Origin of the sequence: Pseudomonas sp. MWU12-3088 (assembly GCF_023242405.1) — a bacterium.
GTDB classification, from domain to species: Bacteria; Pseudomonadota; Gammaproteobacteria; order Pseudomonadales; family Pseudomonadaceae; genus Aquipseudomonas; species Aquipseudomonas kribbensis.
This window is the reverse complement of record NZ_JALJEA010000001.1, coordinates 702,923-717,349: the sequence shown is the minus strand read 5'-3', so window position 1 is coordinate 717,349 and position 14,427 is coordinate 702,923. Positions and strand designations below refer to the sequence as shown.

Here is a 14,427-nt window from a genome sequence, read left to right as displayed (position 1 = left end):
ACCCCTGAGGCGGAGCAGGTCTCAGTGATTCAGCTCCGGCCGATCCCGAAACTGCGCCAGCGCTTCTGGATTGGCCAATGCATCGGTGTTTTTGACGGGCTGGCCATGCACCACATTGCGCACGGCCAGTTCCACCACTTTGCCACTGATGGTGCGCGGAATATCGGTGACCGCGACGATCTTCGCCGGTACATGGCGCGGTGTGGTGTTGACGCGGATCACCTGGCGGATCTGCTGTTGCAGCGCGTCATCCAGCGTTACGCCTTCCTTGAGGCGCACGAACAGCACCACGCGAACGTCGTCCTGCCACTGCTGGCCGATGGCGACACTGTCCAGCACCTCGGGGACTTTCTCCACCTGACGGTAGATTTCCGCCGTACCGATGCGCACGCCACCTGGGTTGAGCACGGCGTCGGAGCGCCCGTGAATCAACATCCCGCCGTGGGGCAGCTCTTCGGCGTAATCGCCCTGGGCCCAGACGCCGGGGAACTGGTTGAAATAGGATTTGCGCAGTTTCTCGCCGTCGGGATCGTTCCAGAGTCCAATCGGCATCGCCGGAAATGGCCGGGTACACACCAGTTCGCCTTTTTCGCCGATCACCGGTTGCCCGGCGTCGTTCCACACTTCCACCGACATGGCCAGGCTCTTGCCCATGATCTCGCCCCGGCGGACCGCTGACATCGGGTTGCCGTTGACGAAGCAGGACACGATGTCCGTGCCGCCGGACATCGAGGACAGGCAGACGTCCGGTTTGAAGTCGCGATAGACGAAGTCGTAACTCTGCGGCGACAGCGCGGAGCCAGTGCAAAGCAAGGTTTTCAGATGGCTCAAGTCGTAGCGTTCTCGCGGTCTGATTCCACTGCTTTCCAGGGTCGCGAGGAATTTAGGACTGGTGCCGAACACGCTGACTTGCTCGTCATCGAGCAGCTCCAGCATTCGTTCGTTGTCCGGATAAAACGGCGAGCCGTCATACAGCACCACCGTGCTACCGACCGCCAACGCCGACACCAGCCAGTTCCACATCATCCAGCCGCAAGTGGTGTAGTAGAACAACCGGTCGCCGGGCCCCAGGTCGACATGCAATCCATGCTCCTTGGCGTGTTGCAGCAACACGCCGCCGGTGCTGTGGACGATGCACTTCGGCACGCCGGTGGTGCCGCTGGAATACAGCACGTATAGCGGATGATCGAACGGTACCGGAACGAATTGCGGCTCATCGCCCGGTTCATAGAAGTCGTCCCACAACGTGACGTTGGCGGGTGTCCGGTAATCCGTGGCATGGGCGTGATGGCGTGCGTACGGCACGATGATCAGCTGTTCCAAGGTCGGCAGCTGTTCGAGGATTTCGTTGATCTTGACGGTCTGGTCGATCTCTTTGCCGGCGTAGCGGTAACCGGCACAGGTGATCAGCACTTTCGGCTCGATCTGGCCAAAGCGGTCGATCACGCCATGGGTGCCGAAGTCCGGTGAGGAACATGACCAGATCGCGCCGAGGCTTGTGGTCGCGAGCATCGCCACCAGGGTTTGCCAGGTGTTGGGCATGCAGGCTGCCACTCGATCGCCGAGTACGACGCCGGCCGCTTGCAGGCTGGCCTGGAACCCGGCGACATGCTGGGCCAGTTCGGCCCAGGTCAACAGTTCACGCTGACCGTTTTCCCCGATGGCGATCACGGCGATGGCATCGTCCCGTCGACTCAGCAGGTGTTCGGCGAAGTTCAACGTAGCGCCGGGAAACCATTCGGCACCGGGCATCTTCAAGCCTTCGCGCAGAACCGCGTCGGGCTGGGTGTGAAAACTGATACCGAAGAAATCCACGATCGCCTGCCAGAACGCTTCGCGCTGGTCGATGGACCATTGGTGCAGGGCAGGGTAGTCATCGAGGTGCACGTGATGGTGCTGAATGATGAAACGCCGAAAGCCGTCCATGCGGGACCGGGCAATGCGTTTGGCATCGGGCTGCCAGAGGATGTCGGACATGGTTTGCCTCTTGTTTTTGTTGTTCACATGACCTGTGGGAGCCAGCCTGCTGGCGATTGAGGTCGGTCAGTCAGCATCTCGGTTGAATGATGATCCGCTATCGCCAGCGGGCTGGCTCCCACAAGGGCATAGCTTACTGCGCGAGCCACCCGCCATCGATATTCCACGCGGCGCCGCGCACCTGGCTGCCGGCCTCGCTGCACAGAAACAGCACCAGTTCACCGAGGTGCGCGGGCGTGACGAACTCCAGTGACGGCTGTTTCTCGGCCAGCAGGTCGTGTTGCGCCTGTTGCGGATCAACACCTTTGGCCGCGCGATCGTCGATCTGCTTCTGCACCAGCGGCGTCAGCACCCAGCCCGGGCAGATGGCGTTGCAAGTGATGTTGCTGGCGGCGGTTTCCAGGCCGACCACTTTGGTCAGGCCGATCACGCCATGCTTGGCTGCCACATACGCCGCTTTGCCGGTGGAACCGACCAGACCGTGCACCGAAGCGATGTTGACGATCCGGCCCCAGCCTTTGGCGCGCATACCCGGCAGGCTCAGGCGCGTGCTGTGAAACACCGACGACAGGTTGATGGCGATGATCGAATCCCAACGTTCCACCGGGAATTCTTCAACCGCCGCGACGTGCTGGATGCCGGCGTTGTTGACCAGAATGTCCACGCCGCCGAATTCGCGCTCGGCGTAGGCGATCATGTCGGCGATCTGCTCAGGGCTGCTGACGTCCGCCGGGTGATGGCCGACCTTGCCGCCGAACTGTTCGACTTCGGCGATCACCTTGGAGGCATCGCCAAAACCGTTGAGGATCAGGTTGGCGCCGGCCTTGGCCAGCGTGAGCGCGATGCCCAGCCCGATGCCGCTGGTGGAACCGGTGACCAGTGCGGTCTTGCCAGTAAGAGTCGTCATGAATACCTCACACAATGCCAGTGGCGTAGAAAGTGCCGATTACCACGAAAACCGCCAAGGTCTTGATCAGCGTAATACAGAAAATGTCCTTGTAGGCCTCGCGGTGAGTCAGGCCGGTGACCGCCAGCAACGTGATCACCGCGCCGTTGTGCGGCAAGGTGTCCATGCCACCGCTGGCCATTGCAGCCACCCGGTGCAGCACTTCCAGCGGAATGTTGGCGGCGTGGGCGGCGCTGATGAATTGTTCAGACATCGCCGCCAGGGCGATGCTCATACCGCCCGAGGCGGAACCGGTGATACCGGCCAGCAGTGTCACGGTGATCGCTTCGTTGACCAGCGGATTGGGGATGCTCTTGAGCCAGTCGGCCAGCACCAGAAACCCCGGCAATGACGCGATGACCGCACCAAAACCGTATTCCGACGCGGTGTTCATCGCCGCCAGCAACGCACCGCTGACTGCGCTTTTGCTGCCCTCGGCGAGCTTGCTTTTGATCGCTTTAAACCCGAATGTCAGCACCATCAAGATGCCCACCAGCAAAGCAGCCTGCACCGCCCAGATCGCGGTGAGCTTGGCGATTTCGGTGGTGACCGGCGCGGCCATGCCCGGCAGCGCGAGGCTGTGGGTCTTGCCGTACCACTGCGGAATCCACTGAGTGAACAGCAGGTTCATGATGCCCACTGCCAGCAACGGCGACAGGGCGATCCACGGGTTGGGCAATTTCAGGTCTTCGGCAGTTTCCGGTTCGTTGCGCAGTTCGGTGCCGTAGCCTTCACCGGCACGCTGAGCCTTGTTGCGCTGGCGCTGCAGGAACAGCATGCCGGTGCAGAACACGAAAATCGTCCCGATCACACCCAGCCACGGCGCCGCCCACGCGGTGGTATTGAAGAAGGTACTGGGGATGATGTTCTGGATCTGCGGCGTGCCGGGCAGGGCGTCCATGGTGAACGAGAACGCGCCGAGGGCAATGGTCGCCGGGATCAGGCGCTTGGGGATGTTGCTCTGGCGGAACATTTCCGCTGCGAACGGATAGACCGCAAACACCACCACGAACAGCGACACGCCGCCATAGGTCAGCAGGGCGCAGACCAGCACAATCACCAACATCGCCTGGCGGGTGCCGAGCAGACGAATCGCTGCGGCAACAATCGAACGGGAGAAACCCGAGAGCTCGATCAGCTTGCCAAACACGGCGCCGAGCAGAAACACGGGAAAGTAGAGTTTGATGAAGCCGACCATTTTCTCCATGAACACCCCGGTGAAGGCTGGGGCGACGGCGGACGGGTCGGTGAGCAGGACGGCGCCGAGGGCGGCGATCGGGGCAAAAAGGATAACGCTGTAGCCACGGTAGGCCGCGAGCATCAGCAGCGCGAGAGCTGCCAAGGCGATGATCACACTCATGGTGTGCTCCTTCGATTGTTATTTTTGTGGGTGAAACGGGTGTGGAAAGGGCTATAGCGAGATTTGTGCCAGATGGTTAAGTTGTTGAAATAAAAGGAATTAGTTTGTTTTTGGGAGGCGGTTTTGAAGGTTTTGTCTCTGTTTGGAGACTTCTATGGCTGTGAGGACGCTTTCGCGGGCAAGCCCGCTCCCACATTTGTATGCATTTCCTTGTGGGAGCGAGCTTGCTCGCGAAGTTTTTGGTCTTGTCCCTTTATGGAGATTTGATTCTCTTTATTGAGACTCGGCGATTCCTAGCGCAATCATTTTCTTGTAAAGCGTCGAACGACCCAGTCCCAGCCGCTCAGCCGCCTCGATCACCTTGCCCCCGCATTGCGCGAGGGTCGATTGAATCAACTGCCGGTCAAAACGCTCCCGCGCCTGACTGAAGGTCTCGTGGGTTACAGGCTCTGACAGGGACGTCACTGCGCGCTCAACGGGTGTAAACGTACCGATTGCAGAACGAATGTCGTTCGCCGTCAGCATCAAGTCATCACTGAGCAACGCCGCTCGTTCCAGCACATTGCGCAACTCGCGGATGTTCCCCGGCCAGGCATGCTGCCCCAGCAATTCCAGTGCTTCGCGATTGAGTTCATGTTGACTGCGCAACTCTTCAAGAATCGCTTCACTGAGCGCCGGCAGATCGTCCAGCCGTTCACGCAGCGGCGGCACCTGAATCGGCAATACGTTGAGCCGGTAGTACAAATCCGCGCGGAACTCGCCGCGCTTGATCGCCGCCTCCAGATCCGTCGAGGTCGCGGCAATCACCCGCACATCGCTCTGGATTACGTCGTTAGAGCCTACAGGCTCGAATTCCTTTTCCTGCAATACCCTCAGCAATTTGCTTTGCAACGGCAATGGCATGTCGCCGATCTCGTCGAGAAACAGCGTCCCTCCTTGAGCGATCTGTAATTTGCCAGTGCGGCCCTTGCGGTCGGCACCGGTGAAAGCACCCGGCGCGGTGCCGAAGAACTCGGCTTCGAGCAGCGCTTCGGGAATCGCGGCACTGTTGATGCTGACAAACGCCTTGTGCGCCCGGGGCGAAGCGCCGTGGATGGCCTGGGCCAGCAACTCCTTGCCGCTGCCGGTTTCGCCCAGCAGCAGAACCGGCGACTCGGCGCTGGCACTGCGGCGGGCGCGACGCTTGACCTCCAGGCTCGCGGCGCTGGTGCCGATGAAGTGGGCGAAGTTGTATTTGGTCTGCCGGGCGCGCAGCAGCGAACGGGTCGAGGCCAGTTCCTCCTGCATGCTCAGGTAGCGCTTGAGCATCGGCGACAGCGTGCGCAATTCGTCGAACAGGGCGAAGCCAATAGCGCCGATTACCGATCCGGCGTCGTCATGGATCGGTAGGCGCATGACCACCAGCGGTTCTTTCGGGGTGTCCTGCATGTCCAGCAGAATCGGCCGCCCGGTACGCACCACTTCACGCAGCAGGCTACCCGGAATCACGCTTTCGCAGGGCTTGCCGATGGCCCCGGCGGCGGAGTCGAGTCCGAAGCGCCGTGCATAGCGCTCGTTCATCCAGACGATGTTTGCATCGCGGTCGACAATCACCGTGCCTTCACTGGATTGCTCGATGATCTCGAACAACGAACGGATCGCCAGGGAGCGTACCCGTTGGTAATCCTTGAGGCTTTCGGTGGTGTTCATGGCGGCGTCCATTGGCGGAAGTCAGGTGGCGCGATTATGCCTATCCCTGATGCGCCGCCGCCAACAGCTCTTTGGTATAGGGGTGCTGCGGTGAGTCGAACACTTCATGGCTGGCACCGCGTTCGACCACTTTGCCGTCCTTGATCACGATCATGTCGTGGGCCAGTGCTCGCACTACCGCCAGGTCGTGGCTGATGAACAGGTACGTCAGCCCGTGTTTTTCCTGAAGCTGGCGGAGCAGGGCGACCACTTGTTTCTGCACGGTACGGTCCAGCGCCGAAGTCGGCTCGTCGAGCAAGATCAGCGCCGGTTTCAGTACCAGTGCCCGGGCAATGGCGATGCGTTGGCGTTGGCCGCCGGAAAATTCGTGGGGGTAGCGGTGACGGCTTTCGGGGTCGAGGCCGACTTCCTTGAGCACGCGGATGACCTGGTCGTCGCACTCGTCGGCGGTGGACTGGCAATGTACCTCCAGCCCCTCACTGATGATCTGCGCCACCGACATGCGCGGGCTGAGGCTGCCGAACGGATCCTGAAACACCACCTGCATCTGCCGGCGCCACGGCCGTAGCTGTTTCTGGTTGAGGCCGTCGAGGGACTCGCCCTGAAAGCGGATGCTGCCTTCGGAATCGAGCAGGCGCAGGATCGCCTGACCCAGTGTTGATTTGCCCGAGCCGGATTCTCCGACGATGCCCAGGGTCTTGCCGCGCTGGATGTTCAGGCTGATACCGTCCACGGCGCGCAAATATTGCTTGCGCTGGAACAATCCGCCGCCAACGACGAAATCCACCCGCAGGTTTTCTACTTCCAGCACGTTTTCCCGTTCGTCCCGGGGCAATGCTTCGCCTTCGGGTTCGGCATTGAGCAACACGCAGCTGTAAGGGTGTTTCGGCTCTGTGAACAGGGTTTCGCAAGGTGCCTGCTCGACGATTTCCCCGGCCTTCATCACGCACACCCGTTGGGCAATGCTGCGCACCAGATTGAGGTCATGGCTGATCAGCAGCAGCGACATGCCGAGACGTTGTTGCAGGGATTTGAGCAGCACCAGGATCTTGCGCTGCACGGTGACATCGAGGGCTGTGGTCGGTTCATCGGCGATCAACAGTTCCGGTTCGCAGGCCAGGGCCATGGCGATCATGACGCGTTGTCGCTGGCCGCCGGACAATTGGTGGGGGTAAGCCTTGAGCCGTTCTTTCGGCTTCTGGATACCCACCAGTTCAAGCAGTTCGAGAATGCGTTTCTGCGCTTCTTTGCCGCCCATGCCTCGATGCAGGAGCAGGGTCTCGCCGATCTGCTTTTCGATTGTGTGCAGCGGGTTGAGCGAGGTCATCGGCTCCTGGAAGATCATGGCGATGCGATTGCCCCGCAGGTCGCGCAAGGTTTTGGGATCGGCACCGACCAGCTCCTGGCCGCGATAGCGAATGCTGCCGGTGGTCTGGGCTTCGCTTTCGGGGAGCAGTTGCAGGATCGAGTGGGCCGTCACCGATTTGCCCGAGCCTGATTCACCGACCAGTGCCAGGCATTCGCCGGGGCGGATGTCCAGGCACAGATTGCGCACCACGGTCTGGTCATGAAAGGCGACGCTGAGGTCACGGATTTCGATCAGGTTGTCAGTCATTTCAAGGATCCGTTCATGAGCGCGGGTCAAAGGCGTCGCGCAATGCTTCGCCAATGAATACCAGCAGGGACAGAATCAGCGCGAGGGTGAAAAACGCCGTCAATCCCAGCCACGGTGCCTGCAGGTTCTGCTTGCCTTGGCCGATCAACTCGCCCAGGGAAGCGCTGCCCGCCGGCATGCCGAAACCCAGGAAATCCAGCGCAGTGAGCGTAGATATCGCCCCGGTCAGAATGAACGGCAGGTAACTCAATGTGGCATTCATTGCGTTGGGCAGGATGTGCCGGAAGATCACCTTGCGGTCGGTCAGGCCCAGCGCCCGTGCAGCCTTGACGTATTCGAGGTTACGCCCGCGCAGGAACTCGGCCCGCACCACGTCCACCAGCGCCAGCCAGGAAAACAGCGCCATGATCCCCAGCAGCCACCAGAAGTTCGGTTCGACAAACCCCGAAAGAATGATCAGCAGATACAGCACCGGCAGCCCCGACCAGACTTCGAGCAGACGCTGACCCATCAAGTCGACCCAGCCACCGTAATAGCCTTGCAGGGCGCCGGCCGCAATGCCGATCAGGGCACTTACGAAGGTGAGCATCAGGGCGAACAGGATCGATACCCGCGCACCGAAGATCACTCGGGCCAGCACGTCCCGCGCCTGATCGTCGGTGCCCAGCCAGTTGACCGAAGTCGGTGGACTTGGCGCCGGTTTGTTGAGGTCGTAGTTCGGTGTGTCGTCACTGAACGGGATCGGTGGAAACAGCAGCCAGCCACCGTCCTTGCGGATCAGGTTTTGCACATAGTCACTGCGGTAATCGGCCTGGAACGGCAGCTGCCCGCCGAACTCCTGTTCGGTATGGCGCTTGAATACCGGGAAGTACCACTGGCCCTGATAGCTGACCACCAGCGGTTTGTCGTTGGCGATCAGCTCGCCACCGAGGCTGATCACGAACAGGCCAATAAACAGCCACAACGACCACCAGCCCCGACGGTTTTTCTTGAAACGTTCGAAACGGCGACGGCCCAGAGGCGAGAGCTTGAACATCAGGCGTTCCTCGCGGCGAAGTCGATACGCGGATCGACCAGCGTGTAGCACAGGTCGCCGATCAGTTTTATCAGGAGGCCGAACAAGGTGAAGATGAACAGCGAGCCGAACACCACCGGGTAGTCCCGGGAGACGGCCGCTTCGTAGCTCATGCGTCCGAGACCGTCGAGGGAGAAGATCACTTCGATCAACAAGGAGCCTGCGAAAAACACACTGATGAACGCCTGGGGAATGCCCGACACCACCAGCAACATCGCGTTGCGGAACACGTGGCCATACAGCACCCGGCGTTCGCTCAGGCCTTTGGCGCGAGCGGTGACCACGTATTGACGGGTGATTTCATTGAGAAACGAGTTCTTGGTGAGAATGGTCAGGGTCGCAAAGCCACCGATCACCAATGCAGTGACCGGCAGAACAAGGTGCCAGAAATAGTCGGCAATCTTGCCCAGCGTCGACAGCGATTCGAAGTTGTCCGAGACCAGCCCGCGCACCGGAAACCAGTTCAGCGACGTACCGCCGGCAAACACCACAATCAGGAACATCGCGAACAGAAACGCCGGCATCGCGTAACCGATGATGATTGCCGTACTGCTCCAGATATCGAAATGACTGCCGTGGTGCACGGCTTTGCGGATGCCCAGCGGGATCGACACCAGATAGGTGATCAACGTGGCCCAGAGCCCGAGGGAAATGGTCACCGGCATCTTTTGCAGGATCAGGTCGGTGACCGTGGCGCCGCGGAAGAAGCTCTTGCCGAAATCCAGTTGCGCGTAGTTCTTGAGCATCAGCCACAGGCGTTCATGGGCCGGTTTGTCGAAGCCGTACTGTTTTTCGATGTCCTTGATCAGTTGCGGGTCGAGACCGCGGCTGGCGCGGGAGGTGCTGCTCATGGTCTCGCTCGCGCCGCCACCGACACTGGCGCCGCCGATCCCCTGCAAGTGGGCAATGGCCTGTTCCACCGGACCACCCGGCGCGGCCTGGATGATCACGAAATTGACCAGCAGAATGATCACCAGTGTCGGGATGATCAGCAGCAGACGCCGCAGTATGTAAGCCCACATCAGTGCGGCCCTCCGGGTCTGCCACGGCTGATTTTCTCGGCCGTCATCTGCTGGTTGGTCAGCGGCGTGCTGCTGATTTCCCACCAGCTCTCGATTGCTTCGTCATTGCTCGCCTGCACGGTGGGAATGCCGAAACGGTTCCACCACACGGTCGAGGTGCCCGGCGGGTAATAGTTGGGAATCCAGTAGTAGTTCCATTGCAGCACCCGGTCCAGCGCATGGGCGTAATGCAGCATGTCGGCCTGGGTCGAGGCGCGGATCAGACCGTTGATCAAGGTGTCGACCACCGGGTTCTTCAGCACCATGTAGTTGTTGGCGCCGGGATCGTTGGCCGACGCGGAACCGAAGTAATTGAGCAGCTCACCGCCGGGCGACGTGGTGACCGGGTAACCGGTGACAATCATGTCGTAGTCGCGGCTCATCAGGCGATTGACGTACTGCGAAGAGTCGATGCGGCGGATGTCGAGGTTGATGCCGATCTGTTTCAAGGTGCGTTTATAGGGCAGCAGCAGCCGGTCCATGCCGTTCTGGCTGACCAAGAAGGTGAAGCTCAACGGTTCGCCCTGTGCGTTGACCAGTTGGTCGCCGTCGGGTTTCCAGCCGGCCTGTTCCAGTAGCTCGAGTGCCTGAAGCTGCTTGTCGCGGATCAGGCCGCTGCCATCGGTTTTCGGTGCCTCGAAGACCTGGGTGAATACCTCGTCGGGAATCTGCCCGCGCAACGGCTCAAGAATCTTCAGTTCGGCAGCGTCCGGCAGTTCACGGGCGGCGAGGGCGCTGTTGGAGAAGTAACTCTGCTGGCGGATGTACATGTTGCGCATCATCTGCCGGTTGCTCCATTCGAAATCCCAGAGCATGGCCAGGGCCTGGCGCACACGGCGGTCCTGAAACATCGGTTTTTGCAGGTTGAACACGAAGCCTTGCGCCGATTGCGGTGCTTCGGTTGCCAGATGAGCCTTCTGCAGGCGCCCGTCGCTCAGGGCCGGGCTGTCGTAGCCGATCGAGTAGCCGGTAGCGGAAAATTCGCGGTTGTAGTCATAGGCGCCGCCGCGCAATACCTGACGGGCGACATCGGTGTCGCCGAAGTACTCGATGCTGAAGTGGTCGAAGTTGTAGAGCCCGCGACTGACCGGCAAGTCCTTGCCCCACCAGTCGGGATTGCGCTCGAAGGTGATACTGCGTCCGGAATCGACCTTGCCGACCCGGTACGGGCCGCTGCCCAGCGGTGGTTCATAGCCGCCACCGCCGGCGAAGTCCCGGGTCTTCCACCAATGCTCGGGAAACACCGGCAGGGTCGCGATGTCCAGTGGCAGGGTGCGGTTTTCATTGCTTTTGAAGTCGAAGCGCACGGTGAGCGGCGCTTCGACTTCGACGCCTTTAACGTCGGCGAACTGCGTTCGATAACGTAGGCTGCCTTGGGTCATCAACAGATCGTAGGTGTAGCGCACATCTTCGGCGGTGATCGGTTTGCCATCGGCGAAGCGAGCCTTGGGGTTGATGAAGAAACGCAGGGACAGACCATCCTCGGAGCGCTCCATCTTCTGTGCCACCAGCCCGTAGACGGTGTAAGGCTCGTCCATCGAACGCTGGGCTAGCGGGGAATACAGCAGGCCGTCGATCTGGGTGACGCCTATGCCTTTGTCGATGTAGGGCAGGACATGGTCGAAGTGACCGATCTCGATCGCCGAACGGCGCATCGTTCCGCCCTTGGGCGCTTGCGGATTGGTGTAGTCGAAGTGACTGAAATTTGCCGGGTACTTCGCCGGTTCGCCGTAAACGGTCAATGCATGTTGCGGTGCAGCGCTCACACCGGCGGCGCCCATCAGCAGAGCCACGGCAGTGAACATCAATGTGGAAAAAGCCAGTCGCATTGTCAGCCTTAGAGCCGGATGATCGATAAGCGCAATTTGTACGCGAGCCCGACACTGTTCGCCAGCCGCGTGGTGTAACCAAAACACAACGGCCCGCCATCTGGCGGGCCGTTACACAGCGCAAGGGACGAGGAATCAGTCCTGACGGCTGGTGACTTCCAGCAGGTGATAGCCGAACTGAGTCTTGACCGGGCCTTGCACGACGTTGATCGGTGCGCTGAACACTACGGTATCGAATTCCTTGACCATCTGGCCCGGGCCAAACGAGCCCAGATCGCCGCCCTGACGGCTGGACGGGCAGGTGGAGTTAGCCTTGGCGACTTCAGCGAAATCGGCGCCGGCTTCGATCTGGGCCTTGAGTTCGTTGCACTTGTCTTCGCTGGAAACCAGGATGTGGCGGGCAGTGGCTTTGGCCATGGGGAAAATCTCCAATCAAATCAGTAAAGGGTGGAGCCTACCGGATTCAGTGGCCGATTTCTCGGCAAAGTTCCGTTCGGTTGTCTGATGCAGGTTCTCAGAGGTTGGCGGCCTGCAAGCGCAAGGCGTGCTCGACATACAACTGGATCGAATCGACTGCTCCGGCGTGCTTGTCAGCGGTTCGACCCAGGCTGCGCAGATGATCAACTGGATAGTCGGAACGGATCACGGTGCCCAGATGAGAGCTGTAGCGCCCGACGAAACCATCGTTTTGCAAAGGTTCGGTCATGAAGTACTGCGACAGGGCCCGGCAGATGTCTTGCACCGGGTCGGGTTTCTGTAGATTCATTGAAGGTACGACACCACTCCAGGAGTAGTAGCGCACATCATTGACCTGTTCGGCGCCTTGCCCGCCCCAGCTCTGCGGCAGGCCTTGCGGGTACTTGTCATTGAAGTCGCCGACGCCTTCGGTCGTCAGGGCATTCAATGCGGCCAATGCGTGTCGCGGCAGCGCCGTGGTCCCGCTCAGGAGGCACATAAAGTCGGAAAATAGTGTGGCCACGTTCTGCGCCACGATTTCCGGCAGCTTCCCGGGGATCAGTGCCTTGCGCAGGAAATCCGCCAGTTCCGAACCGTGATTCGGCCCGCTGACCGACGTCACGGATGCGACCTTGTGTGGGGCAAGCGCTGCTGCGTAGCGAGCAGCCAGTGCACCCTGACTATGACCGATCAGGTTGACTTTTGCCGCGCCCGTGCCTTTGAGCACGGCATCGATCTGGCTCAGCAGTTGTCTGCCGCGTACTTCGTTGTCGTGAATGGCAGACAAGTGCGGCACGAAAACCTGCACGTCAATGGCCTTCAGCGCCTGCTTGACGCCGTGGAACAGCTCAAATGGGCCGATACGCTCGAATCCGAACAAACCGTGCACCAGGAGGATGGGGTAAAGGGTTGTGGTGTTTTGTTGCATTTTTTCATCCTTGATCGCAGAAGTTCATCGATGTTTGCCGAGTGCCACTCTAAATCAGTCGCGGAACTCCCGATGTATGAAGCGTCTGTCTCGGGAGGCGGAAACTGGGTCGGTGTGTGCAGGAAATATCCTCAAAGTTTGAAATCCGGATCGGAATATCTGGACATCTTTTGCCTCGTCCAATGTGTTTGTCCTGCCATTGCCTACCTGTTGCGATGCGATTGCTGTCGGAACGCGGTGTGGATGGACGACATCATTTTTCTTGTCTGACTGATTGAATTAAGGCTCTTCGACGCAGCAAGCAAGCTGCAGGGCGTTTCCATGGAGTGGAGCTACGAATGAATAGGCAGAGCGTGCAAGCAGCGACAGGGGGCAATGTTTTAGCCGTGACGACGATCGGCTCATCGGGGCATACATGTCTGCGCGAACAGGCGGGCTCACTGCCTGCGGCTTCCCTCGAAGCGGTGGACGGACGTGTCCTTGATCCCTCGTTGAGCAGAGTTGTTATCCGGATCGCGCCATATCCCGATATGGCATGTGGTGACAGAGTGGTACTGAATTGGCATGGTCTCGACATCGAGGGTTTGCCGTATCGACACGAGTTCGCGCGATCGATCAGCGAAGCTCAGCTGGGGAGGGATATCGTTTTTGTCATCGGCAGTTCTCACATCGCTGCGCTGGATGGCGGTTCGCTGGAGGTGTTCTGGACGTTGAGCAGCATGAAGTGGTTGGTGCCCGTCAGCTCTGTCAGGACTCGGCTGAATGTGGGGGATGTTCTATACAGTCTGCTGCCGCCCACGGTTGACGATGCCGTTGGCGGGCATCTTGATCCGGCGCGCGTCAACGAAGGTACCACTGTCACTCTCCAGCCTTATGCGGGAATGTCGGTGGGTGATCGAGTGGAGTTGTTCTGGCAGGGGGCTGCGGAGCACGCCTCATTCCGGGACAGCCTGATCGTCGAGTCCTACGCTGTTGGAGCACCGCTGGTGTTAGGTGTCGATCCTCGATTCATCGTCCCACATCCTGGCAGCGAAGTGCTTGTTCGATATGTCATCGAACAAAAAACCGGAGCGCTGCGCGAGTCGGGCTCCAGGGACATCATCATAGCTCCGTTGGTGCGCGGCGTACTGGCCGCACCACAAGTGCTTGAAGCACGGGAAGGGGCGCTGGACGTACGCGAAACCATTGATGGCGTCAGCATAGTGATCAGCAATGCGCAGGTAGAGGTCGGTGAACTGGTTTATCTCAGGTGTGATGGCGAGCACTACTTTCATCGCGATGATCGGGAGATAACCAGCGGAATGGAGATTGAGCCCCTGGTGTTTATCGTTCCCTATCGCTTTTGGCGCGAGCATGTCGGTACGGCTGTTCGAGTGTCCTACTCGGTTGAGCGACTGGATGATGTCAGTCAGGTATCCGATGTGGCACTGCTGAACGTGCAGACTTGATCAAGCGGCCTTCCGGGCAGGCATGCTCCGGAAGGCTGGTTCA

General features: G+C 60.0%; 11 protein-coding genes. 1 reads left to right on the top strand and 10 read right to left on the bottom strand.

All coding sequences use genetic code 11. The features are described from left to right. Positions 1–21: 21 nt before the first annotated feature. The 10 genes from M5B98_RS03300 to M5B98_RS03255 all read right to left on the bottom strand — a co-directional run bounded on the left by M5B98_RS03300 (position 22) and on the right by M5B98_RS03255 (position 12,936). A complete protein-coding gene (locus M5B98_RS03300) occupies positions 22–1,977 on the bottom strand; it encodes an acetoacetate--CoA ligase (RefSeq protein ID WP_248741801.1) in 1,956 nt (651 codons plus the stop codon). Between the two features lie 133 nt (positions 1,978–2,110). Next, a complete protein-coding gene (gene hbdH / locus M5B98_RS03295) occupies positions 2,111–2,884 on the bottom strand; it encodes a 3-hydroxybutyrate dehydrogenase (protein ID WP_248741800.1) in 774 nt (257 codons plus the stop codon). Between the two features lie 7 nt (positions 2,885–2,891). Beyond that, the gene (locus M5B98_RS03290; protein ID WP_248741799.1) at positions 2,892–4,283 is read right to left on the bottom strand and encodes a GntP family permease; all 1,392 of its coding nucleotides are present in this window, start codon (positions 4,281–4,283) and stop codon (positions 2,892–2,894) included. A gap of 273 nt (positions 4,284–4,556) precedes the next feature. Further along, positions 4,557–5,972 (bottom strand): sigma-54 interaction domain-containing protein, encoded by a 1,416-nt coding sequence (locus M5B98_RS03285; RefSeq protein WP_248741798.1) that lies wholly within the window; start codon positions 5,970–5,972, stop codon positions 4,557–4,559. 40 nt (positions 5,973–6,012) lie between these two features. Further along, positions 6,013–7,587 (bottom strand): ABC transporter ATP-binding protein, encoded by a 1,575-nt coding sequence (locus M5B98_RS03280; protein ID WP_248741797.1) that lies wholly within the window; start codon positions 7,585–7,587, stop codon positions 6,013–6,015. 13 nt (positions 7,588–7,600) lie between these two features. Beyond that, positions 7,601–8,623, bottom strand: coding sequence for an ABC transporter permease (locus tag M5B98_RS03275; RefSeq protein ID WP_248741796.1), 1,023 nt, complete (start codon positions 8,621–8,623; stop codon positions 7,601–7,603). Further along, the gene (locus M5B98_RS03270) at positions 8,623–9,684 is read right to left on the bottom strand and encodes a microcin C ABC transporter permease YejB (RefSeq protein ID WP_085710058.1); all 1,062 of its coding nucleotides are present in this window, start codon (positions 9,682–9,684) and stop codon (positions 8,623–8,625) included. Before M5B98_RS03270 ends, M5B98_RS03275 begins: the two co-directional genes overlap by 1 nt. Then, entirely contained in the window at positions 9,684–11,552 is a 1,869-nt protein-coding gene (locus M5B98_RS03265; RefSeq protein WP_248741795.1) for an extracellular solute-binding protein, read from the bottom strand. Before M5B98_RS03265 ends, M5B98_RS03270 begins: the two co-directional genes overlap by 1 nt. A 135-nt stretch (positions 11,553–11,687) precedes the next feature. Continuing rightward, on the bottom strand, positions 11,688–11,969 hold the full coding sequence (locus M5B98_RS03260) for a peptidylprolyl isomerase (protein ID WP_041478733.1): 282 nt from the start codon (positions 11,967–11,969) through the stop codon (positions 11,688–11,690). A 97-nt stretch (positions 11,970–12,066) separates the two neighbouring features. After that, positions 12,067–12,936 carry an esterase/lipase family protein gene (locus M5B98_RS03255; protein WP_248741794.1) on the bottom strand — a complete coding sequence of 290 codons (870 nt, stop codon included), beginning with the start codon at positions 12,934–12,936 and terminating at the stop codon, positions 12,067–12,069. A 338-nt stretch (positions 12,937–13,274) separates the two neighbouring features. Between M5B98_RS03255 and M5B98_RS03250 the strand changes: the two genes are divergently transcribed. Continuing rightward, a complete protein-coding gene (locus tag M5B98_RS03250; protein ID WP_248741793.1) occupies positions 13,275–14,384 on the top strand; it encodes a hypothetical protein in 1,110 nt (369 codons plus the stop codon). Positions 14,385–14,427: the final 43 nt, after the last annotated feature.